We start from the raw sequence: 22,721 nt of genomic DNA, 5'->3' as shown, positions 1-22,721 counted from the left end.
GCGGAGCCGGGTGGTGGTCGTCGGCTTCGTACTGCGGCTCCGGCTCGTCGTTCACTTGCCGCTCAGCTCCGCCAGCCGGGCACCGATGCGCGCGACTTCGGCCGCGGCCACATCCCGGCGGCCGGTGATCTTGTCGACGACCTGCTGCGGCGCCTTGGCCAGGAACGCCTCGTTGCCCAGCTTGGCCGTCGTGGTGTCGAGGTCCTTCTGCGCGACCGCGAGATCCTTCTCCAGCCTGCGGCGTTCGGCGTCGAGGTCGATCGCGCCGGAGGTGTCGAGCCGCACGGTGACCGTCGCGCCGGACAGGCGCACCTGCACTTCGGCGGTGGTGGCGAAATCGTCGCCGGGTTCGGTCAGCCGGGCCAGGTTGGCCACCGAGCCCGCGAACCCGCCGAGTCCGGCCTCGTCCAGGCCGGCCAGCGTGGCCTTCACCTTCTGCTTGTCGGCCAGGCCCTGGTCGCTGCGGAAGCGGCGGATCTCGGTGATCAGGCGCTGCGCGTCGGCGACCCGCTGCGCGGCCACGGTGTCGGTGGCCACGCCGCTCGCGGTCGGCCACGGGGCGACGACCACCGAGTCGCCGCCGGTCAGCGCCTTCCACAGGGTCTCGGTGACGAACGGGATCACCGGGTGCAGCAGGCGCAGCACCGCGTCGAGCACCGTGCCGAGCACCACCGCGGTGCTCTCGGCGCGGGCGTCGGACTCGGCGAACTGGACCTTGGACAGCTCCAGGTACCAGTCGCACAGCTCGTCCCAGGCGAAGTGGTAGAGCGCCTCGCAGGCCTTGCCGAACTCGTAGGCGTCGAAGGCGGCGTCCACTTCGGCGCGCACCTCGTCGAGCCGGTCGACGATCCAGCGGTCGGTGTCGGTCAGCGTCTCGCGCGGCGGCAGCTCACCCGAGCGGGCGCCGTTCATCAGCGCGAACTTGGTGGCGTTGAACAGCTTGGTGACGAAGCTGCGCGAGGCCAGCGCGTGCGGTTCGCCGACCGAGAGGTCGCCGCCCGGCTGAGCGCCGCGGGCCAGGGTGAAGCGCAGCGCGTCGGCGCCGTAGGAGTTGATCCAGTCCAGCGGGTCGATGCCGTTGCCGCGCGACTTCGACATCTTCTTGCCGAACTGGTCGCGGATCAGGCCGTGCAGGAAGACGTCCTCGAACGGCACCTGCTTCTGGCCGCCCTTGCCGACGGTGAGCACCGGGTCGTCGCTGACGAACATGCCGAACATCATCATCCGGGCCACCCAGAAGAACAGGATGTCGTAGCCGGTGACGAGCACGCTGGTCGGATAGAACTTGGCCAGCTCCGGGGTGGCCTCGGGCCAGCCCATCGTGGAGAACGGCCACAGGCCCGAGGAGAACCAGGTGTCGAGGACGTCCGGGTCCTGCACCCAGCCCTCGGGGGCTTCCTCGTCGGGGCCGAGGCAGACGATCTCGCCCTCGGGGCCGTACCAGATCGGGATGCGGTGACCCCACCACAGCTGGCGCGAGATGCACCAGTCGTGCATGTTGTCGACCCAGTCGAACCAGCGCGGCTCCTGGCTGGCCGGGTGGATCTTCACGTCGCCCTCGCGGACGGCGTCGCCCGCGGCCTTGGCCAGCGATTCGACCTTGACCCACCACTGCATCGACAGGCGCGGCTCGATCGGCTCGCCGGAGCGCTCGGAGTGGCCGACGCTGTGCGCGTAGGGCCGCTTCTCGGCGACCACGCGGCCCTCGGACTGGAGGCGCTCGCGCACCTTCACCCGCGCCTCGAAGCGGTCCATGCCGTCGAATTCGGTTCCGGTGCCGGTGATCCGGCCGCCCTCGTCCATGATCGTCGGCATCGGCAGGTTGTGCCGCAGGCCCATCTCGAAGTCGTTGGGGTCGTGCGCGGGGGTGATCTTCACCGCGCCGGTGCCGAACTCCGGGTCGACGTAGTCGTCGGCGATGATCGGGATCTGGGTGCCGGTGATCGGGTGGTAGACGGTGGTGCCGATCATCGCGGCGTAGCGCGGATCGTCGGGGTGCACGGCCACGGCGGTGTCACCGAGCATCGTCTCGACCCGGGTGGTGGCCACCACGACGTGCGGCTCGTTGTCGTCGAGCGAGCCGTAGCGCAGCGAGACGAGCTCGCCGTCGACGTCCTTGTAGTCCACCTCGAGGTCGGAGATGCCGGTCTTGAGCACCGGCGACCAGTTCACCAGCCGCTCGGCCCGGTAGATCAGGCCCGCGTCGTACATCTTCTTGAAGATGGTGCGGACGGCGCGCGAGAGACCCTCGTCCATGGTGAAGCGGTCGCGGCTCCAGTCGACGCCGTCACCGAGGCGGCGCATCTGCGCCTGGATCGCGCCACCGGATTCGCGCTTCCAGTCCCAGACCTTGTCGATGAACAGCTCGCGGCCGAAGTCCTCTTTGGTCTTGCCGTCGACGGCCAGCTGCTTCTCCACCACGGTCTGGGTGGCGATGCCGGCGTGGTCCATGCCGGGCAGCCACAGCACCTCGTAGCCCTGCATGCGCTTGCGGCGGGTGAGGGTGTCCATGAGGGTGTGGTCGAGGGCGTGGCCCATGTGCAGGGTGCCGGTGACGTTCGGCGGCGGCAGCACGATCGAGTAGGCGGGCTTGCCGCTGGTCGCGTCGGCGCCGAAGTATCCGGCGGCTACCCAGCCCTCGTACAGGTCGGCCTCTACCTCGCTGGGGTTCCAGCTCTTGGGCAGGGCATCGGCACGATTACGCGAGTTGTCTGGGGCTGCGCTGGTCACGCCCCAATCCTAAGGGGCGCCGCCTCGGCGGCTTACCACCACCTCCGGCGGTCGGCCCCGGAGAAAAACAGAGACGGAATCTTCGGTGGATGAGGGACACCGAAGACTCCGTCTACCCCTGTGATACTACCGGCGATTCGCGGTGGCCAGGGGAATCCATAGGCAATTCTCAGCTTCAGGTTGCCGCGCGAGTAACTTTTGTTTCCCGGCCACAACGACACGCGGAAGTTGTTGTGAGCCAACCGGCTCCGACGAAGATCCGGGTAATCCCCGATTGCCGAATTGTCCGTTTTCGCGGATTCTGGAGAGGGTGACGCCCCCGCTCGATTCCGCCGCCTCTCCCCCGCCCCGTGCCGCGCGCACCCGGACCGTCCGGCCCGCCGCGCTGCTCGACCTCCGCGCGGACGAGGTCGACGAGCTCCACTACCCCGCCGCCAGCGTGCTGGTCTTCGCCGGTGTGCCCGGCGCGGGCAAATCCACTGCGCTACACCGCTTCTTCGCCGCCGGACCGGAGGCCGAGCAGCCGGTGCGCACGGCTTCGGGCGCGCTGGTGCTCGATTCCAACCACACCCGCAACCGGCTCCGGCACCGGCTCGGCCTGCTGCCGTACCCGCTGTGGCGACCCCTGGTGCACCTCGCGCACTACCGCGCCATCCGCGCCGCGCTGCACACCGCCGAGGGGCCGGTGGCCATCCACGACTGCGCCACCTTCGGCTGGAGCCGCGCGCTGATCGCGCGCTGGGCCCGCGAGGGTCGCCGGGAACTGCACATGGTGCTGATCGATGTGCCCGCGACGCAGGCCAGGGACGGGCAGATCACCCGGGGCAGGCGGGTCAACGGGGTGGCGTTCACCGCGCACTGCCGCCGGTGGGAACACATGATGCGCGACCTGGGCGCACGCGGCGAGGGACCGCTCCTGGTGTCGCCGTCACCGCTGGACTCGGCGTCGGTGGTGATCGTCGACCGCCCGACCCTGAGCACGGTCGCCCGCGTCACCTTCGACGCCGCCTGAGCCGCCACACGCCTCGCGGTGCCCAGGGAAGGCACCGCGAGGCAAGGCGACCGTCCTGCGCCCGGACTACCGTGCGCGGCGCGGCTCCACGCCCGGCGCAGCGCGCGGGCGGCGGCGCCTCAGGGCACCAGCACCGTCAGCGCGCCCGGCATCGCCTGCACGGTGACCGGCAGCATCCCCGCCGGCTCGCCGTCGGCGGTGGCGTAACCGCCGTCGGCGCTGACGGTGATCCGCCGGGCGCGGTAGCGCTTGGTCGACGGATGGTCGATGCGCTTGCCCGCCGACAGCGCGGGCAACAGCCGTGCCATCTCCAGCCGGGAGACCGCGCCGACCACGGTGATGTCGAGGTAGCCGTCGTCGGCGACCGCCTCCGGGCAGACCAGCATGCCGCCGCCGTAGGTACGGGTGTTGCCGATCGGGGCCATCACGGCATCCGTGTGCACGACCGTGTGCTCGCCCTCGGGGTTGTCGAGCGCGCCGGGCGCCAGGCCCGACAGCTCGATCGTGAACGGCAGCGTGTAGCCGCGCATCAGCTCGGCCACCGCCGCCACGGTGTAGCGCAGCGGGCCGCGCGGGTAGCGCATCTTGTTGGCGCGCAGGGTGACCCGCGCGTCGAACCCGGTGCCGACGACGGTGGCGAACCAGGTGGGCGTCGCGTACGTCGACTCGATCCGGCCGAGATCGATGTGACGGACCCGTCCGCGCAGCACGATGTCGGTGGCGGCCTCCGGATTACCGGTCGGGATGCCGAGTTCCCTGGCCAGGTCGTTGCCGGTGCCCGCGGGGACGAGGCCGAGCGGCACCGTGCTGTGCGCGACCGCGGCGAGCAGCACGTTCATCAGCCCGTCGCCGCCGACGCAGAGCACCGCGTCGGGCCTGCGGAGCTCGCTGGTCACGGCCGCCTTGACCTGCTCGACGGATTCGGCCGCGCTGGGCGCGCGGACCTCGGCCACCTCGACGCCCTGCGCCAGCAACCGCTCCAGCACGGCCTCGGCGACACCGTCGCCCCGGCCCGCGCCCGAATGCGGATTGGTGACGACGAGCACGCGTCGCACCGCGAGTTCACTCACGACTCCACCTCACCGGGACTCGGCGCCGTCGTGCGCGACCGCGCGCGACGGTTCTGGATCGCTCGCCGAGACTCCCTCACGGCACCAGCTTTCCAGGATTCAGCACGCCGGCGGGGTCGAGTTCCCGCTTCACCGCGCGCAAGACGCGAACACCCAGGTCACCGATCTCCGACTGCATCCACGGACGGTGGTCGGCGCCGACGGCGTGGTGATGGGTGATGGTGCCGCCCGCGGCGATGATCGCGTCGCCGACCGCCGACTTGGCGATCCGCCACTGCGCGATCGGATCGTCGAGCTGCTTGGCGACGATGGTGAAGTACAGCGAGGCGCCGGTCGGGTAGGTGTGCGAGATGTGACACATCACCAGGGCGGGCGTGCCCTGCGCGCCGAGCGAATCCATCAGCGCCCCGGTCACCTTGGTCTTCAGGTTCGACAGGTTCGCCCAGGTGGTCGCGGTCTCCAGGGTCTCGCACAGCACGCCGACGTCGAGCAGCGCGTCCCGCAGGTACGGCGCGGCGAAGCGGCCGTGCTCCCACTGCTGGGCAGGCGCCTCACCCAGCGCGATGCCACCGGCGGCGGTGAGCAGCCCGCTCGCCTCCAGCGCGCGGGCGGCGACGTGCGCCTCGGTGCCCTCGTAGGTGGTGATGGCCAGGCAGCCGGTGACCGGCGCGCCGCCGATGTCCCCGGAGCGGGCCAGGTTCAGCCCGGTCTCGGCCTCGTCGGACAGGCGGAGCACGGTCGGCGCGGCGCCGGTCTGCACCAGGGTGCGCAGCGCGGCAGCGCCGGTGGCGAAGTCGGGGAACGACCAGGCCTGGTAGGCCGTGGTCGCCGGGACCGGGTGCACGCGCAGCGTGACCGAGGTGATGATGCCCAGGGTGCCCTCGGAACCGACGAACAGCTCCCGCAGGTCCGGCCCGGCGGCCGAGGCGGGCGCGCGCCCGAGTTCCACGGTGCCCTGCGGAGTGGCGACGACCAGGCGCTCGACCATGTCGTCGAAGCGGCCGTAGCCCGCCGAGGCCTGACCGGACGACCTGGTCGCGGCGAACCCGCCGATGGTGGCGAATTCGAAGCTCTGCGGGAAGTGCCCCAGCGAGAGCCCGTGCGCGCCGAGCAGCTTCTCGGCCTGCGGACCGGTGAGGCCGGCGCCGAGGGTGGCGAGCCCGCTCACCGGGTCGACGCCGGTGAGGGTGTCGAGCCTGCGCAGATCCAGCGCGATGACGGTGTCGAACTGCCCGCGCACCGGGTCGACGCCGCCGACCACGCTGGTGCCGCCGCCGAACGGGACGACCGCGACGGCGTGCTCGGAGCAGTAGGCCAGCAGCGCGATGACCTGCGCGTGATCGGCCGGGAAGACGATGGCGTCCGGCGCGTCCTGCGGGCCGGTGGCCCGGCGCCGGAGCAGATCGGGGGTGCTCTTGCCGCCCGCGTGACGCAGCCGGGCGACATTCTCGGTACTGAGATTTTCGTCACCGACGATAGCGGCGATCCCGGCGCGGTCGGTGTCGGTGAGGGCGGCGGGGCGCAGCGGCACGTCGCCCTCGTCGCGACGCGCCACCGGCTCGCCCGAGATGCCGAACACCTGCGCGAGCAGGCCGCGGATCTGCGCCGACAGGGGCTGGTGTCCTGCGGGGACACCCCAGGCGTCCCACACCATACTCGGCGGCAGGGTGGCGGCACCGGAATTTTCGGGTTGCGTCTCGACCATGCGTTACATTCTGACATATAGTGTCAAGCAGTAACCAGTACGATATGTCCTCGAGTCGACATCCGATCGCTGTCGGATGTCACTGCCCCGCATTCACGACACCGACCCCGCTGGCCCGCTCGATACCCTTGAGCGTTCCAGCTCGACCACGGCGCCCCTTCCGGCGCCGCCGAACACACCGGGGTGAAGCACGATGATCGACATCGCAACCAACGCGGACGAGCAACTCTCGCCCACCGACGTGGCGATCCTCGATGCCACGCGCGCCTGTGTCGTCGATTTCGGTGTCCGTCGCACCACGCTCACCGAGGTGGCGCGCCGCGCCGGGGTCAGCAGGCCGACGGTGTACCGGCGCTGGCCCGACACCGGGTCGCTGATCGCCGAGCTCCTGGTCCGTGAGTTACGCACGATCGTCGGCGAGACCATGCCCGAGATCGGCCTCGGCCGGGATCGGCTGGTGCGCGGCATCGTCGCCGGTGCGGCCGCGATCCGGGCGAACGCGGTGTTCGCCAAGATCTTCCGGACCGACACCGACCTCATGCTCACCTATGTGTTCGGCAGGCTGGGGCGCAACCAGCGCACGCTGATCGAGCTGTTCGCGACCGCGATCCGGCTCGGCCACGACGACGGTTCGATCCGGGCGGGCGATGCCGAGCAGATGGCGACCATGCTGTTGCTCATCACCCAGTCCGCGGTGCAGTCCGCGGGCACGGTGGAGCCGCTGCTGGCCGGTGCGCAGTTCGACGCGGAGCTGTCGAGGGCGATCGAGGGTTACCTGCTCCCTCCTCGCGACAAGGACTGTGATGACTCCTGATTCGAAGGCCGCCCTGCACGCGACCCGCCGCACCGCCGACCTGACCGCGCTGGGCGATCGCCCCGAGGTCGACGTGCTGGTGATCGGCGGCGGCGTGACCGGCGCCGGCGTCGCGCTCGACGCCGCCTCCCGCGGACTGCGCACGCTGCTCATCGAGCGCACCGACTTCGCGTTCGGCACCAGCCGCTGGAGTTCGAAGCTGGTGCACGGCGGCCTGCGCTACCTGGCGAGCGGGCGGGTCGGCATCGCGCACGAGAGCGCGGTCGAGCGCGGCGTCATGCTGCGCACCACCGCGCCGCATCTGGTGCGCCCGCTGCCCCAGCTGGTGCCGCTGCTGCCCGGCATCAAGGCGTCCCAGAGTGCGCTCATCCGCGCGGGTTTCGCCGCCGGTGACGCGCTGCGCGTCGCCGCCCGCACCTCCGCCGACACCCTGCCCCGCTCCCGCCGGGTCGCCGCCGCCGAGGCGCTGCGCCTGGCCCCGACCGTGCGCCGCGAGGGCCTGCGCGGCGGCCTGCAGGCCTGGGACGGCCAGCTCGTCGACGACGCGCGCCTGGTCGTCGCCCTGGCCCGCACCGCGGCCGCGCACGGCGCGACCGTGCTCACCAGGGCGGAAGCCGTGACGGCGAGCGGTGATTCGGTCCAGCTGCGCGACACGATCACCGGCGAGACGCTGACCGTGCGGGCCCGCGCGGTGATCAACGCGACCGGTGTGTGGGCGGGCGAGGTCGACCACAGCATCAAGCTGCGGCCCAGCCGCGGCACCCACCTGGTGTTCGACGCCGCCGCGTTCGGCGGCCTGAGCGCCGCGCTGACGGTGCCGGTCCCCGGCAGCATCAGCCGCTTCGTGTTCGCCCTGCCCGCCGCGCACGGCCGCGTCTACCTCGGTCTCACCGATGAGGAGGCGCCCGGTCCGATCCCTGACGAGCCGCAGCCCACCGAGTCCGAGATCGACTTCCTGCTCGACACCATCAACACCGCGCTGCGGGAACCGTTGACCCGCGCCGATATCCGTGGCCGCTTCGCCGGTCTGCGCCCGCTGCTCGAGACCGCCGACGACAGCACCGCCGACATCTCCCGCGAGCACGCGGTCCTCACCTCCCCCGACGGCCTGATCACCGTCGTCGGCGGCAAGCTCACCACCTACCGCCAGATGGCGCAGGACGCCGTCGACGCCGCCGTCGCCCACGCGGGACTGCCCGCGTCGGCCTGCCGGACGACCAGGCTCCCCCTGGTCGGCGCCGTCGCCGGCGCGGCCCGCGACCGCATCGACGCGCCCCCGGTCCTGATCGAGCGCTACGGCAGCGAGGCGGGCCGGATCGTCTCGGCGTGGCTGGCCGACCCGTCGCTGCGCGAGCCGGTCGCCCCCGGAATCGACGTCACCGCCGCCGAATTCGACTTCGCCATCAGCCACGAAGGCGCCCTCACCATCGACGACCTGCTCGACCGCCGCACCCGCATCGGCCTGGTCCCCGAGGACCGCGCCGCCGCCACGCCTGCCGCGGAGGCCGCTTTCGCCAGGGCTGTCGTCGGCAGCTGACAGCGCCGCCCTGCACGGCTTCGCGCACTGGCGCGACCGACCGCCACCCCGGTGCGGCTTCGCGCACTGGCCCGACCGACCGCCACCCCCGGTGAGGCTGGGCGCAACAGTCCGACCGACTGCCACCCGGGCGCGGCTTCGCACAGCGGTCCGACCGACTGCCACCCAGGCGCGACGCGGTTGGTCCGGCGGACCGAGCCACCCTGCGCCGATCGCCCGGCCACTTGCATCCGCGGCCGGGCGACCGTCAGCCGTAGATCCAGGTGTCCAGGTCGGCGCGCATGCAGGCGCGGGGCCATTCGTCGAGACCGTGGGCGCTCTCGGCGGCGCGGATGGCACGCAGCTCCGGCGTCTCGTCGGCGACCGGGATGTAGGTGAACCCGAGCCGCTCGTAGTACGGGCCGTTCCACGGGACCTCGGTGAACGTGGTGAGGGTGATCTCGCGCAGCCCACGCTCTTTCGCCCAGCGGACGGCGTGGTCGATCAGGCGTTTGCCGATGCGCAGCCCGGCGTGGGCCGGGTCCACCGAGACCTGGTCCACGTGCGGCTCGCCGTCGACCATGCCGAGCACCAGGTAGCCGATGGCGCGGCCGGTCTCGTCGGGCCAGACCCAGGCGCGCCCCGCGGTGATGTATTCGCGCAGGGTGTCGGCGGGCGGCGGGTCGTCGTCGGCGACCGCGGTCATGCCCACCGCGGCGAACGGGGCGCCCGCGCGCTGCTCGATCTCCTGCAGCACCGGGATCTCGGCCTCGGTCGCGGGCCGGAGGGGACCGCCGCTCGCCCGCGGTCGCTCGGCGATCCCCGACTCGTCCACGCCGGTCATCGCGCGTCCACCGGGGTGGCGAGGATGCCGTTGAGCATGGCGCGCAGCGCCCACCGGCCGCGCGCGTCGCCGTCGCCCGCGAGCATCTGCTCGCGCAGCGCGACGATCGTCGGGTAGCGCTCGGCGGGCAGTTCGGCGAAGCGCCCGCCGATCTCGGCGAGGTAGTCCGACTCGGTGCCGCCCTGGGTGTTGTAGGCCGCCTGCTCGGCCGCCTCGGCGGTGATGTGCAGGTGGATCAGGTCGACGGCCCAGGAGGCGGTCGCCGGATCGAGGCCGCCCTCGCGCAGTAACGCCAGCAGCTGTTCGATCAGGCCGAGCGCGTGTTCGGTGGTCGGGATCCGGCCGAACGCGACCAGGGCCAGCCCCTCGTGCCTGCCGAGCACCTCGATGGCGCGCTCGACGACGGCGGTCAGGCGCGCACGCCAGTCGCCGTCGGCGGGCGTGGTGACGGTGGACAGGACGTGATCGAGCATGCCGGTCATCAGGTCGTCGCGGTTGGCGACGTAGACGTAGAGCGACGCGGCGCCGGTGTCGAGTTCCTGGGCGACCCGGCGCATGGTGAGCGCGGCAAGGCCGTCGCTGTCGAGGATGCGCAGACCGGTCTCGATGACGACCTCGCGGCTCAACGGCGCTTTCGCCGGTCGGGCCCGGCGGCTGACGGGTGCGGCGTTCATGCGCCGATCATACGTGGGCCACGAACGACGTTTGACACGAACAATGTTCGTACGGCTCGATGGACGACTCCCGCGGGCCTCGCTGCGCCCGCCCGCCGCGCGCACGGGTTGCCCGGCCCGCCGAAAACCGCTGCGCCGGTACCGCATCGATCCCGACTCCCCTCCGCGAAACCGCAGGTGGGCCCCTGTTCGCCCACTGTTCGCGGCCACATCCCGCAACCGCACGCGACGACTCGATCTATGCTGGCAAAGGCCAGTCCGACAAGGAGGCATTGATGCGCGCGCATTCGTCTACCGTGGCCATCGTGCCCGGTACCGGGATCGTCGCCCGATTCGGCGACGTCGTCATGTATCTCGCGGGTGAGACCCCGTCCACCGACCGACTACTCGGCGCGGTCGAAACCGTCGCGATGAGCACCGCGGCCTCCGCGCCCGGCGCCGCGCTGGCCCAGCGACTGGCCGGCGTCGTCTTCGGCGGCGCGTCCGCCCCGCCGCCGTTCGGCGTCCTCGCTCCGACCGCCGACGGGATGCTGATCCTGTTGCGCGGCGCGGTGATCGCCGAGATCTCCGGCGCCGAGGGCAACCGCCGTCTGGCCGGCGACCGCGCCTTCACCTGGGTCGACGAGATCATCCGTGAGCCAGTCCGCCGGATCGCGGTCGGCGCCGAGATGGCCGACCCGACCAGCGCCAATCCACGCACCGACCTGCGGGCCGGCATCGTCACCGGCAACGGATTCGTGCTCAACCTCGGACGGCGCCGCAATCCCGCGCCGCGCCGGGTCGAGGCGATCGACGAGCCGCCGCCCACCGAGGCCACCGGCTTCCGCGCCCTGCGCACACCGGCGGGTCATACCGAGAACGGGGAGGCCAGACCGGCGACCGCGGGTTTCGCCGTCCCCAGCGCCGAGGCCGGATCCTCCGGTCCGGCAACCGGTTTCGTGGCCGCCCCCGAGGTGGGTGATCCCGACGGCGAGACGGTGAGCACGGGCTCGCGCCCGGCGACCGTCGACGGTGAGACCGTCAGCACCGGTCCGCGCAATTCCCCCGCCACCAACGCGCCGCTGGCCTGGTCCCAGGCCCTGGACGCGGCGAAGCGGGCCGAGCCCGTCGCACTGGGGAAGTCCGGACCGCATCCCACCAGCTCGCGCGGCGCCCTCGTCACCGAGGACGGGCTGAGCTATCCGCTGGATCGGCCCTATGTCCTGGGCCGTAACCCCTCCGGCGACGAATCGGTGCGGGCCGCCGCCGCCACCCCCATCCTGATCGAACGCGACCGGCTCGTGTCCCGGGTCCACGCCTTCGTCGCCCCCGACCGGGGCAAGGTGTTCGTCCGGGAGGCCCCCGCCACCTCCGGCACGTTCTTCGCCGCCCCCGACTCCGAACGCTGGTCGCGCGTCGGCACCCTGCCCATCGAACTGCAACCGGGCTGGCGCCTGCGCATCAACGATTTCCTGCTGACCTACTGCGTCTGAACCAGCTCATCGGGCCGAACTGTCCCGACGCCCGTGGTGTGCACGCTGTGCGTCCACGGGCGTCGGACCGCGATTCGGCTCAGGCCTCGAGGGCGTCCAGCAGTGCCGCGCGCTGGCGAGCACCGAGGCCGCCGATGCGGCGATCCTCGGGGATCTCGGCCTGATCCATCAGCTTGGCCGCCTTCACCGGGCCGACACCCGGCAGCGCCTTGATCACGGCGGCGACCTTGGTCTTCTTGACCAGGTCGTCGCTGTCGGCCTTCTTGAGCAGATCGGCGACGGTGACCTTGCCCTCCTTCACCTTGCCGATCAGTTCCGAGCGCGCCTTGCGCACGGCAGCCGCTTTGGCCAACGCCTCGGTGCGCTGTTCGGCGGTCATCGTAGGCAGTGCCATGTCTCCTCCGCTTCCACTCGTCACTCGAACATCTGATTGACGGACCGAGTAAACAGCAACCGAACGGCAGCACCAGTCCGACACACCGCGAGGATACGCCGATGAGTTTTGCGTGCTGGGCCCGTCGTAATGGGTGAACGACCTGCAAGACGGACGAAACGGACGAAAGGATCGGCGCCATGGAGCTCTCCCTGACCCAGTTCCGCACCATCGACGGCGTCTCCCAGGCGCCGGGCGGGCCGGACGAGGACACCGTCGACGGCTTCACCCGCGGCGGCTGGTCGGCCCCGTTCGACGACGAGGACTTCGACGTCTTCATCGCGAGCTACCGCGCCGACGGGGCACCGAAGTACGGCGATTTCTCCGCGGGGTGATCCACGTAACACCGCGCCCAGCTGCGACGAAACACCAGCAGAAGCACAAAACGGGACCAAGGTTCAACGGCGAACCACGGAGGATCAACGAAGCTCCTCGACCCCGGGCGCGACCGGTCACCGGTCGTCACCGTCTCCCCGTGGATGTGCGATGACAGCTACACAGTTGTGCGCCAGACGTTTCCGGCAGCGGCGGGTCGGCGAGAAATCCGGCCCGCGGTTGTGCTCTCCCCGGCTCCATGCGCAAGAATGACGCGACCCGGCGAACCCCTTTGCTACTTGGAGTTGCGATGCGCGAGGAACACCCGCTCGATGACGAGGTCGTTGCGTTGCCTGTCCGGGTCGAACGGGCCAGGCGGCGCATCGCCTACCAGTCCGATCCGGCCCTGACCGACGCACTGTCGGAAGACGAACTGCGCGCTGAGCGCGAGCTCGCCGAGAAGATCCGCACCTACGAGCGCGACCAGCGCTGGAAGCAGATCAAGGCCGCGTCCATGCACGCCGATCGGCTGCGCGAGACCACCGCCGAGATGGAGCGGGCCGAGATGGCGGACGTGATGCTGGCCCGCAAGGCCATCGCCGCCCAGCGCCGCGAATCCAACCCGCGCGCCCGGCTGGCCTCGCTCTACCAGCACCGCACCTGGTCGCTGCGTGCCCTGGCCGGCGTGGTCATCGCGGGCATGCTGTGGTCGGCGGTGAACGTCCAGCACAACATCGCCCCCGGCGGCCCGAGCGACCCGCTCTACTGGGCCAGCTTCGGCCTGGAGGCCATGATCAGCGTCTGCCTGGTCATCATCATGATCGGCACCACCCGGGTGGCCGAGTGGGGCGTGATGGGCAACCGCACCCAGGTGCTGGTCGCGGAACTGTTCCTGCTCTCGCTCACCATCGCCCTCAACACCTATCCCCACCTGAGCGCGGGACACTGGTACGACGCCGCCGTCCACGCCGTGGCCCCGGTCATGATCGGCGTGGCCCTGATGATCCACAACGCCGCCAGCGCCCGCTACAGCACCGCCATCGCCCGCGCCTCGGCCGAGATCCCCTCCGACGACGCCGAGGACCTCCTCTCCGCGGCGCCCGCCTTTCGCGAGAGCTAGCGAACAACCACACACGACAGAGGGCCCCTGCTCCAGCTGGAGCAGGGGCCCTCTGTCGATGGCGCTGTGTGGGCTCTACGCCGACTTCTCGCGGCGCTCGGTGCGCTGGGTCTTGCGCGGGACGATCGTCGGGAGGACGTTCTCGGTGACGGTGTCGGCGTTCACGACCACCTTGGCGACGTCGTCGCGGCCGGGGATGTCGTACATCACCGGGAGCAGGACTTCCTCCATGATGGCGCGCAGGCCACGGGCACCGGTGCCGCGCAGGATCGCCTGGTCGGCGACCGCTTCGAGGGCGTCGGTGGTGAACTCGAGGTCGACGCCGTCCATCTCGAACAGCCGCACGTACTGCTTGACCAGCGCGTTCTTCGGCTCCGAGAGGATCTTGACCAGCGATTCCTTGTCCAGGTTGGTCACCGAGGCGACGACCGGAAGGCGGCCGATGAACTCGGGGATCAGGCCGAACTTGATCAGGTCCTCGGGCATCACGTCGGCGAAGTGGTCGTCGGTGTCGACCTCGGCCTTGGAGCGGACCTCGGCGCCGAAGCCGATGCCACGGTGCCCGGTGCGGTCGGAGATGATCTTCTCCAGGCCCGCGAACGCGCCGGCCACGATGAACAGCACGTTGGTGGTGTCGATCTGGATGAACTCCTGGTGCGGGTGCTTGCGACCGCCCTGCGGCGGCACACTCGCCTGGGTGCCCTCCAGGATCTTCAGCAGCGCCTGCTGCACGCCCTCACCGGAGACATCGCGGGTGATCGACGGGTTCTCGCTCTTGCGGGCGATCTTGTCGACCTCGTCGATGTAGATGATGCCGGTCTCGGCGCGCTTGACGTCGTAGTCGGCGGCCTGGATGAGCTTCAGCAGGATGTTCTCGACGTCCTCACCGACGTAGCCCGCCTCGGTGAGCGCGGTGGCGTCGGCGATGGCGAACGGCACGTTCAGCATCTTCGCCAGCGTCTGCGCGAGGTAGGTCTTACCGCAGCCGGTGGGGCCGAGCATCAGGATGTTCGACTTGGCCAGCTCGACGGTCTCACCGCGGCTGTCGCGGCCCTTGTCGCCGGCCTGGATGCGCTTGTAGTGGTTGTAGACCGCGACCGCGAGGGTGCGCTTGGCCGTGTCCTGCCCGATGACGTAGTTCTCCAGGAAGTCCCGGATCTCCGACGGCTTGGGCAGCTCGTCGAGCTTGACCTCGCTCGACTCGGCCAGCTCTTCCTCGATGATCTCGTTGCAGAGGTCGATGCACTCGTCGCAGATATAGACCCCGGGGCCCGCAATGAGCTTCTTGACCTGCTTCTGGCTCTTTCCGCAGAACGAGCACTTGAGCAGATCGCCGCCGTCTCCGATGCGCGCCATCTCGTAGGTCCCTACTTCCTTGTCCGAGTGCGACCGTCGTCCCCCGATTGGGCCGGAAATACGTTTCGGTGCCGTCAATCAGAGCAGTGGTCCCTGAGTCGACCGTACCTGGTGTGCGCGAGAGAGGTCGACAACTCGCGCATGTTTCTGTGAAGCGTTGTGCGGGTTCTCACCATTGTGAGGCCCACGGTCGAAAAAAGATGGGCCCGCCGCCCAGATCGGGCGACGGGCCCGGGCGTGTCACTTCTGTCCGCTGAGCTTCCGGTAATCGAAGACCTGGTCGACGATGCCGTACTCCTTGGCCTCCTCGGCCGTCAGGATCTTGTCGCGGTCGGTGTCCTTGCGGACCTGCTCCTCGGACTTGCCGGTGTGGCGCGAGATGGTGACCTCCATCAGGCGGCGCATCCGCTCGATCTCGGCCGCGGCGATCTCGAGGTCGGACACCTGGCCCTGCACGCCGCCCGAGGACGGCTGGTGGATCAGGATGCGCGCGTTGGGCAGCGCGGCGCGCTTACCGGGCGCACCGGCGGCCAGCAGCACCGCGGCGGCCGAGGCGGCCTGACCGAGGCACACCGTCACCACGTCGGGGCGGACGTACTGCATGGTGTCGTAGATCGCCATCAGCGCGGTGAACGAGCCACCGGGCGAGTTGATGTACATGGTGATGTCGCGGTCGGGGTCCTGGGACTCCAGCACCAGCAGCTGCGCCATGATGTCGTTCGCCGAGACGTCGTCGACCTGGTTGCCCAGGAAGATGATGCGCTCCTCGAAGAGCTTGTTGTACGGGTCCGACGTCTTGACACCGAACGAGGTCTGCTCGGTGAACTGCGGCAGGATGTAGCGCGCCTGCGGGAGGCCCGCAGCGGAGCCGCCATGTCCGGCGCGCGGGTCGAAGAGGTTGGCCATCTTTATCTCCAAGCTTGTCTCGAGTGAGGGGGGACGGCGGCGTTACTTCGCCTGGTTCGCGTGGGTGACCACGTGGTCGATGAAGCCGTATTCGAGGGCTTCCTTCGCCGTGAACCAGCGGTCGCGGTCCGCGTCCTCGGTCACCTGCTCCACCGACTTGCCGGTGTGCAGCGACTGCAGCTCGTTGAGCTCGCGCTTGGTGTGGGCGAACTGCTCGGCCATGATCGCGATGTCGGCCGCCGAACCACCGATGCCCGCCGACGGCTGGTGCATCATGATCCGGGTGTGCGGCAGCGCGAAACGCTTGCCCTTGGTGCCCGCGGTCAGCAGGAACTGCCCCATCGACGCGGCCAGGCCCATCGCGACAGTCTTGATGTCGCACTCGGCGAACTGCATCGTGTCGTAGATGGCCATACCCGCGGTGACCGAGCCACCCGGGGAGTTGATGTAGAGCGAGATGTCCTTGGTCGGATCCTCGGCCGAGAGCAGCAGGATCTGCGCGCACAGCTTGTTCGCGATGTCATCGTCGACCTGCGTGCCGAGGAAGATGATGCGCTCGCGCAGCAGCCGCTCGTACACCGAATCACTGAGGTTGAGACCAGCAGTAGCGGCTGTCATGACCCCTGCCTGGTTGATTGTCACGGATACCTGCCTTCTCTTCTCACCGATTGCTACGGCCATACGGTTCGTCGTCACAAACAGTAACGAAGCAGGGCGGCACCGAACTCCCGGTACCGCCCTTCTTCGCTCACAGCGCAATCCAAGCACCCCCTGTGGGGTACCGGTCACACCGGCATCACAAAACTTATTCGGCGGCGGCCTCGACCTGCTCGGTCTCGGCGGAATCCGCGGGGTCACCGAACATTTCGGTGGTGTCCACCACGTTGCCCTCGGAGTCGGTGACCTTCACCTGGCCGACGACACCGGCCAGCGCCTTGCCACGACGGACGTCGGCGAACACCGCGCCCAGCTGACCGGCCTGCTGCACCTGCTGGATGAACTGCTCCGGCGACATGCCGTAGCGCTGGGCCTGGAACAGGATTCGCTCGGTCAGCTCCTGCTGGCCGACCTGGGTGTTCTCGGCCTCGGCGATGGCGTCGAGCAGCAGCTGGGTCTTCACCGACTTCTCGGCGGCTTCCTGGGTGTCCTTGTCGAACTCCTCGCGGGAGGAGCCCTGCGCCTCGAGCGCCTCGGCCAGCTTGGCCTCGTCGTGGTCGAAGCCGTGGACGGCGTCGTGCAGCACCGCGTCGACCTCGGCCTTGACGACGGCCTCGGGCAGCGGGACCTCGACGGTCTCGAGCAGGGTGTCGAGCACCTTGTCGCGGATCTGACCGGCCTGCTCGACCTTCTTGACGCGCTCGACGCGGCCCTTCAGGTCTTCCTTGAGCTCGTCGATGGTGTCGAATTCACTGGCCAGCTGGGCGAACTCGTCGTCGGCCTCGGGCAGCTCGCGCTCCTTCACCGACTGCACGGTGACGGTGATGACGGCTTCCTTACCGGCGTGCTCACCGGCGACCAGGGTGGAGGTGAACTCCTTCGACTCGCCGGCCGACAGACCGGTGATCGCCTCGTCGAGGCCCTCGATCAGCTGACCCGAACCGACCTCGTGCGACAGGCCGGTGGTGGCCGCCTCCGGGACGTCCTCGCCGTCGACGGTGGCCGACAGGTCGATCGAGACGAAGTCGCCGTCCTGCACGGCGCGCTCGACACCGGTCAGGGTGCCGAAGCGCTGACGCAGCGAGGTGAGCTGCTGCTCGATGTCGGCGTCCTCGATGGTGAACGCGTCGACGGTGACCTCGAGGCCCGAGTAGTCCGGCAGCGCGATCTCGGGGCGCACGTCGACCTCGGCGGTGAACGCCAGCTCTTCGCCGTCCTCGATCTTGGTGATCTCGATCTCGGGCTGGCCGATGACCTTCACCTCGGCGGACTGCACGGCCTCGGCGTAGCGACCCGGCAGCGCGTCGTTGACGACCTGCTCCAGCACGGCGCCACGGCCGACACGGGTCTCGATCAGCTTGGCCGGAGCCTTGCCCGGACGGAAGCCGGGGATGCGGACCTGCTGGGCCAGCGCCTTGTACGCCTTGTCGAAGTCGGGCTTCAGCTCCTCGAAGGGCACCTCGACGTTGATCCGGACCCGGGTCGGGCTCAGCTGCTCGACGGTGCTCTTCACGGACATGCTCCTTGGTTCGTAGTTCAGTGGTGTCCCCGCATGGGACGTCGCGCCATGAGTCGGTGCGACGAACGCATCCCGACCAGGGTAGTTGACCGCCTTCGCGGTCGTGCAATCGGCGGCTGTTTGGGCGGCGGCTAGCGGCCGACCTGCACCGCGTCGGTGACGAAGACCAGCGTCTCGTTCGGCGCGACGCCGTTGCCGCCCGCACCGTAGCCGAGGTTCGGCGGCACGATCAGCAGCCGGCGCGCGCCCTGCTGCACGCCGAGCAGACCCTGGTCCCAGCCCTCGATGACCTGGCCGGCGCCGAGGGTCAGCTGGAACGGCTTGCCACGCTTGAACGAGCTGTCCAGGGTCTCCTTGTCCGACCAGGTGACCAGCGCGTAGTTCATGGTCAGCGGCTGACCGGCGACCGCGCCGGGGCCGTTGCCCGCGACGAGGTCCTTGACGATCAGGGTCTTGGGCGGATCACAGGAGTCGGGAATCGTGATCTCCGGTGCGTCGCCGTAGCCACCGCTGACCTTGATGTCGTCGGCGGTGCATTCGCGGCCCTTGCTGGCCGTGGACTGGCCCGCGGCGGCGGTGCTGCTGCTCGGCGAACTCGCCGTATCCGAGTCCGAGCCGCACGCCGCTGTCGCGATCGCGGCGGCCGCGACGAGTCCGATGCCGATGATCCTGCCGAGAGAATGCATGGCCCGCACAGTAATAGACCGCGGGCGCGGCGCCGGGAACGGGCACGGCGGTAGGCTCGGCGGTGCGTTTCTCCACCGGTGTCGCCGAGTGCCGAATCGGCGCCCCGTGCAGGTCCCGGCGGCGCGGACGGCGCCGCAGCTCACCGAGTACGAGGAGAGTCCGCGATGACCCGGACCAGCGATCTCGACGCCGACACCGCCGCCGACAACGTGGGCGGCGGCGACGGCGAGACCATCGCCCCGCAGCCCTACGTCCTCATTGACGCCCCCGGCCCACTGTCCCGCGACGAGCTGGTCGCGGTGGACACCTGGTGGCGGGCCGCCAACTATCTCGCGGTCGGCCAGATCTATCTGATGCGCAATCCGCTGCTGCGCGAGCCGCTGCGCGCCGAGGACATCAAGCCGCGCCTGCTCGGCCATTTCGGCACCGTGCCCGGCCTGAATCTGGTGTGGGCGCATGCGAATCGGGTGATCCGGAGTCGCGGGCTCGACGCGGTGTACGTGGCGGGCCCCGGCCACGGCGGCCCCGGCCCGAACGCCTGTGCCTGGCTGGAGGGCGCCTACACCGAGCTCTACCCCGACATCGCGCGCGACAGCCACGGCATGCGCAGGCTGTTCCACCAGTTCTCCTTCCCCGGCGGCGTGCCGAGCCACTGCGCGCCGGAGACGCCCGGCTCGTTCCACGAGGGCGGCGAACTCGGCTACAGCCTGCTGCACGCCTACGGCGCCGCGCTCGATCATCCCGATCTGACGGTGTTCTGCGTGATCGGCGACGGCGAGGCCGAGACCGGCCCGCTGGCGGCCAGCTGGCACGCGAACAAATTCCTCAACGCGGCGCGCGACGGCGCGGTGGTGCCGATCCTGGCGCTCAACGAGTACAAGATCGCCAACCCGACGATCCTCGCCCGCATCCCGACCGACGAACTGGTCGCGCTGCTGCGCGGCTACGGCTACGAGCCGCTGATCGTCTCCGGCGACGACCCGGCCCCGGTGCACCAGGCGCTGGCCACGGCGATGGACACCTGCCTGGACCGCATCGCCGGATTCCAGCGCGCGGCCCGCGTCGACGGCGACACCACCCGGCCGCGCTGGCCGATGATCGTGCTGCACACACCGAAGGGCTGGACCTGTCCCCCGGTCGTCGACGGCGAACAGGTCGAGGGCACCTTCCGCGCCCACCAGGTTCCCCTGCCCGCGGCCCGCACCAACCCTCGGCACCGGCGCGTGCTGGAGCAGTGGCTGCGCTCGTATCGCCCCGAAGAACTGTTCGACGAGCACGGCGCCCCGGTCGCCGCCGTGCTCAGCCAGATCCCGGACCGGCCGATGAGCCTGAACCCGGTCGCCAACGGCGGGCTGCTCGTGCGCGATCTGGACCTGCCGGACTGGCGCGAGTACGGTGTCGCCGTCGAGCGGCCCGGGTCGGGACCGCACGAGGCGACCCGGGTGCTGGGCAGCTGGCTGCGCGATGTCACGGTGCGCAATCCGCACAACTTCCTCACCCTCGCCCCGGACGAACTGGTCAGCAACCGGCTCCAGGACATCCTCGAGGTGACCGGACGGGACTGGCAGGCCGAGGTCGGCTGCTGGGATGTCGACCTGTCGCCGACCGGCCGCGCCGTGGAGGTGCTCTCCGAGCACCTGTGCCAGGGCCTGCTGGAGGGCTACCTGCTCACCGGCAGGCACGGGGTGTTCACCTGTTACGAGGCGTTCATCCACATCGTCGACGCCATGTTCAACCAGCACGCCAAGTGGCTCGACGCCAGCCTGGCGGTGCCGTGGCGGCGCCGGATCCCCAGCCTGAACTATCTGCTCACCTCGCACGTGTGGCGCCAGGACCACAACGGATTCACCCATCAGGACCCGGGGTTCCTCGATGTCGTGGCGAACAAGAGTCCCGAGATCGTGCGGGTGTACCTGCCGCCGGACGCGAACACGCTGCTGTCCACCTACGACCACTGCCTGCGCTCGCTGCACTACGCCAATGTGGTCGTCGCGGGCAAACAGCCGGGGCCGGACTGGCTTTCGGTGTCCGAGGCCGCGCTGCACTGCGCCCGCGGGGTCGGGATCTGGGAGTGGGCCTGCCACAACGACGACCCCGGCACCACCCCCGACGTGGTGCTCGGCTGCGCGGGCGACATCCCCACCCTGGAAACGCTCGCCGCCGCCGCGATCCTGCGCGATCGGCTGCCCGACCTGCGGGTCCGGGTGGTCAATGTCGTCGACCTGATGCGGATGCTGCCCGCAGGCGAACACCCGCACGGCCTGCCCGACGCCGAGTTCGACGCGCTGTTCACCATCGACCGCCCGGTGATCTTCGCCTTCCACGGCTACCCCTGGCTGGTCCACCGGCTCACCTATCGCCGCACCAACCACGCCGAACTGCACGTGCGCGGATACAAGGAGAAGGGCACGACCACCACTCCCTTCGACATGGTGATGCTCAACGACCTCGACCGCTTCCACCTGGTGCTCGACGTGATCGATCGGGTGCCCGGCCTGCGCGCGCGGGCGGCGGGTCTGCGCCAGGAGATGGTCGACGCCCGGCTGATCGCCCGGCGCTGGACCAGGGAGCACGGCGAGGACATCCCGGTCGTCGCGAACTGGGTCTGGCCCGAGGCCGCGATCCCCACTGTGACGTAACGCGGTTGCGGCGCGGGCCCGCGCTGCACGACGATGGAGTCGATGACCGAGCCCCGCCGCCCCGACACCCTCCCCCGCGATCGTCGCGACCTCACCGGCCCCTTCGACGTGATCGGCGACGTACACGGCTGCCGCGGCGAGCTGGAAACCCTGCTGGGCGAACTCGGCTACATCCTCGAGCGCGACGAGCGCGGCCGGGCGATCGGCGCCGCGCACCCGGAGGCGCGCACGGTGGTCTTCGTCGGCGATCTCGTCGACCGCGGCCCCGACACCCCCGGTGTGCTGCGCCTGGCGATGGGCATGGTCGCCGCGCGCACCGCGCTGTGCGTCACCGGGAACCACGAGTACAAACTGGTGCGCGCGCTGGACGGACGCAATGTCCGCGTCGCCCACGGTCTCGAGCTGTCCCTGGCCCAGCTGGCCACCGAAGACGCCGAATTCCGCGCCGCCGCACACACTTTCCTGCGCGAGCTACCGAGCCACTATCTGCTCGACCGCGGCAAGCTGGTCGTCGCCCACGCCGGCCTGCCGGAAAGCCTGCACGGCAGCACCTCCGGCCGCGCCCGCTCCTTCGCCCTCTACGGCTCCCCCACCGGCGACTTCGACGAACACGGCCTGCCCATCCGCTACGACTGGGCCCAGGACTACCGCGGCGCCGCCACCGTCCTCTACGGCCACACCCCCGTCACCAAACTGACCTGGGTCAACAACACCCTCTGCCTCGACACCGGCGCCGTCTTCGGCGGCACCCTCTCCGCCCTGCGCTACCCCGAACTGACCACGATCTCCGTCCCCGCCGAACAGATCTGGAGCGAACGCGCCGGCATCACTCCCGGCAGTTAGTCCTCGCCGCGGGCCTGTTTGATCTTGCGCCAGCCGCCAGCGCGGTTGTCGGCGATGATCTGTTTCAGCATCTTGCTCAGGGCGCGGTCGTTGAGGGTCTGGCCCTCGTAGACGGCGACGGTGCGCGCGGTCTTGTTGTCGTGGCCGCCGGTGATGATGTTGTCCGGGTCGGGGACGATGGCGCCGTCGTAGAGGAAGATGTTGACGTGCGTCTTGGCGGCGAGCAGCGCGCAGATATTGCCGTCGAGGACGAAATAGGGCTGCACGCGCCGTTTCACGGTTTCGACGACCTCGGGGTCGGCGGCGTGGACGAGGTCGCGGACCTGGCGGCAGACGGCCTGCTGCCAGGTGGGGAGCGCGTCGATGTAGGCGTCCACGCGCGGATCGGCGACGTAGGTCACCGATCGAT

20 protein-coding genes are annotated in these 22,721 nt (G+C 70.2%); 8 read left to right on the top strand and 12 right to left on the bottom strand.

The window, feature by feature from the left end:
- Positions 1 to 51 precede the first annotated feature (51 nt).
- The gene (locus ACFVW6_RS14685; protein ID WP_378827609.1) at positions 52 to 2,730 is read right to left on the bottom strand and encodes a valine--tRNA ligase; all 2,679 of its coding nucleotides are present in this window, start codon (positions 2,728 to 2,730) and stop codon (positions 52 to 54) included.
- 310 nt (positions 2,731 to 3,040) lie between these two features.
- Here ACFVW6_RS14685 and ACFVW6_RS14680 point away from each other — a divergent pair, with 310 nt between their 5' ends.
- Complete coding sequence (locus ACFVW6_RS14680) at positions 3,041 to 3,742, top strand: AAA family ATPase (RefSeq protein ID WP_378827611.1); 702 nt, start codon at positions 3,041 to 3,043, stop codon at positions 3,740 to 3,742.
- A 119-nt stretch (positions 3,743 to 3,861) separates the two neighbouring features.
- Here ACFVW6_RS14680 and ACFVW6_RS14675 read toward each other — a convergent pair whose 3' ends face one another.
- Both ACFVW6_RS14675 and ACFVW6_RS14670 read right to left on the bottom strand, forming a co-directional pair.
- Positions 3,862 to 4,812: a YegS/Rv2252/BmrU family lipid kinase gene (locus ACFVW6_RS14675; RefSeq protein WP_378827613.1), complete on the bottom strand. Its 951-nt coding sequence runs from the start codon at positions 4,810 to 4,812 to the stop codon at positions 3,862 to 3,864.
- Between the two features lie 76 nt (positions 4,813 to 4,888).
- Complete coding sequence (locus ACFVW6_RS14670) at positions 4,889 to 6,517, bottom strand: FAD-binding oxidoreductase (RefSeq protein ID WP_378827616.1); 1,629 nt, start codon at positions 6,515 to 6,517, stop codon at positions 4,889 to 4,891.
- Between the two features lie 193 nt (positions 6,518 to 6,710).
- On the opposite strand from ACFVW6_RS14670, the gene ACFVW6_RS14665 reads away from it, so the two are divergent.
- Positions 6,711 to 7,331 carry a helix-turn-helix domain-containing protein gene (locus ACFVW6_RS14665; protein WP_316573868.1) on the top strand — a complete coding sequence of 207 codons (621 nt, stop codon included), beginning with the start codon at positions 6,711 to 6,713 and terminating at the stop codon, positions 7,329 to 7,331.
- Positions 7,321 to 8,868 (top strand): FAD-dependent oxidoreductase, encoded by a 1,548-nt coding sequence (locus ACFVW6_RS14660; protein WP_378827619.1) that lies wholly within the window; start codon positions 7,321 to 7,323, stop codon positions 8,866 to 8,868. Before ACFVW6_RS14665 ends, ACFVW6_RS14660 begins: the two co-directional genes overlap by 11 nt.
- Positions 8,869 to 9,115: 247 nt before the next feature.
- Here ACFVW6_RS14660 and ACFVW6_RS14655 read toward each other — a convergent pair whose 3' ends face one another.
- Together ACFVW6_RS14655 and ACFVW6_RS14650 are read right to left on the bottom strand one after the other, a co-directional pair.
- On the bottom strand, positions 9,116 to 9,691 hold the full coding sequence (locus tag ACFVW6_RS14655; protein ID WP_378827621.1) for a GNAT family N-acetyltransferase: 576 nt from the start codon (positions 9,689 to 9,691) through the stop codon (positions 9,116 to 9,118).
- The gene (locus ACFVW6_RS14650) at positions 9,688 to 10,365 is read right to left on the bottom strand and encodes a TetR/AcrR family transcriptional regulator (protein ID WP_355277103.1); all 678 of its coding nucleotides are present in this window, start codon (positions 10,363 to 10,365) and stop codon (positions 9,688 to 9,690) included. Before ACFVW6_RS14650 ends, ACFVW6_RS14655 begins: the two co-directional genes overlap by 4 nt.
- Positions 10,366 to 10,640: 275 nt before the next feature.
- On the opposite strand from ACFVW6_RS14650, the gene ACFVW6_RS14645 reads away from it, so the two are divergent.
- Positions 10,641 to 11,837 carry an FHA domain-containing protein gene (locus tag ACFVW6_RS14645; protein ID WP_378827624.1) on the top strand — a complete coding sequence of 399 codons (1,197 nt, stop codon included), beginning with the start codon at positions 10,641 to 10,643 and terminating at the stop codon, positions 11,835 to 11,837.
- Positions 11,838 to 11,916: 79 nt separating this feature from the next.
- Here the strand turns inward: ACFVW6_RS14645 and mihF are convergent, their stop codons facing one another.
- The gene (gene mihF, locus ACFVW6_RS14640; protein WP_019045768.1) at positions 11,917 to 12,231 is read right to left on the bottom strand and encodes an integration host factor, actinobacterial type; all 315 of its coding nucleotides are present in this window, start codon (positions 12,229 to 12,231) and stop codon (positions 11,917 to 11,919) included.
- A gap of 179 nt (positions 12,232 to 12,410) precedes the next feature.
- Here mihF and ACFVW6_RS14635 point away from each other — a divergent pair, with 179 nt between their 5' ends.
- Together ACFVW6_RS14635 and ACFVW6_RS14630 are read left to right on the top strand one after the other, a co-directional pair.
- Positions 12,411 to 12,605, top strand: coding sequence for a hypothetical protein (locus tag ACFVW6_RS14635; protein WP_378827626.1), 195 nt, complete (start codon positions 12,411 to 12,413; stop codon positions 12,603 to 12,605).
- A 290-nt stretch (positions 12,606 to 12,895) separates the two neighbouring features.
- Entirely contained in the window at positions 12,896 to 13,705 is an 810-nt protein-coding gene (locus tag ACFVW6_RS14630) for a hypothetical protein (RefSeq protein WP_355277094.1), read from the top strand.
- Positions 13,706 to 13,780: 75 nt separating this feature from the next.
- Here ACFVW6_RS14630 and clpX read toward each other — a convergent pair whose 3' ends face one another.
- The 5 genes from clpX to ACFVW6_RS14605 all read right to left on the bottom strand — a co-directional run bounded on the left by clpX (position 13,781) and on the right by ACFVW6_RS14605 (position 18,829).
- Positions 13,781 to 15,061 (bottom strand): ATP-dependent Clp protease ATP-binding subunit ClpX, encoded by a 1,281-nt coding sequence (gene clpX / locus ACFVW6_RS14625; protein WP_218721478.1) that lies wholly within the window; start codon positions 15,059 to 15,061, stop codon positions 13,781 to 13,783.
- A 240-nt stretch (positions 15,062 to 15,301) separates the two neighbouring features.
- Complete coding sequence (locus ACFVW6_RS14620; RefSeq protein ID WP_218721479.1) at positions 15,302 to 15,967, bottom strand: ATP-dependent Clp protease proteolytic subunit; 666 nt, start codon at positions 15,965 to 15,967, stop codon at positions 15,302 to 15,304.
- 42 nt (positions 15,968 to 16,009) lie between these two features.
- The gene (locus ACFVW6_RS14615; protein ID WP_030202569.1) at positions 16,010 to 16,585 is read right to left on the bottom strand and encodes an ATP-dependent Clp protease proteolytic subunit; all 576 of its coding nucleotides are present in this window, start codon (positions 16,583 to 16,585) and stop codon (positions 16,010 to 16,012) included.
- Positions 16,586 to 16,772: 187 nt separating this feature from the next.
- Positions 16,773 to 18,137 (bottom strand): trigger factor, encoded by a 1,365-nt coding sequence (gene tig, locus ACFVW6_RS14610; RefSeq protein ID WP_218721480.1) that lies wholly within the window; start codon positions 18,135 to 18,137, stop codon positions 16,773 to 16,775.
- 137 nt (positions 18,138 to 18,274) lie between these two features.
- Positions 18,275 to 18,829: an FKBP-type peptidyl-prolyl cis-trans isomerase gene (locus tag ACFVW6_RS14605; protein WP_378827630.1), complete on the bottom strand. Its 555-nt coding sequence runs from the start codon at positions 18,827 to 18,829 to the stop codon at positions 18,275 to 18,277.
- A gap of 165 nt (positions 18,830 to 18,994) precedes the next feature.
- On the opposite strand from ACFVW6_RS14605, the gene ACFVW6_RS14600 reads away from it, so the two are divergent.
- Entirely contained in the window at positions 18,995 to 21,469 is a 2,475-nt protein-coding gene (locus ACFVW6_RS14600; protein WP_378827632.1) for a phosphoketolase, read from the top strand.
- Between the two features lie 42 nt (positions 21,470 to 21,511).
- Positions 21,512 to 22,312 carry a metallophosphoesterase gene (locus ACFVW6_RS14595; protein WP_378827634.1) on the top strand — a complete coding sequence of 267 codons (801 nt, stop codon included), beginning with the start codon at positions 21,512 to 21,514 and terminating at the stop codon, positions 22,310 to 22,312.
- On the opposite strand, the gene ACFVW6_RS14590 is transcribed toward ACFVW6_RS14595, so the two are convergent.
- Entirely contained in the window at positions 22,309 to 22,713 is a 405-nt protein-coding gene (locus ACFVW6_RS14590) for a DUF1801 domain-containing protein (RefSeq protein WP_378827636.1), read from the bottom strand. The genes ACFVW6_RS14595 and ACFVW6_RS14590 overlap by 4 nt on opposite strands.
- Between the last annotated feature and the right edge of the window lie 8 nt (positions 22,714 to 22,721).

Source organism: Nocardia sp. NPDC058244 (assembly GCF_042882065.1).
Lineage (GTDB): Bacteria > Actinomycetota > Actinomycetes > Mycobacteriales > Mycobacteriaceae > Nocardia.
Note: the sequence above shows the minus strand (reverse complement) of the source record. Positions and strands in the feature narration are given on the sequence as shown.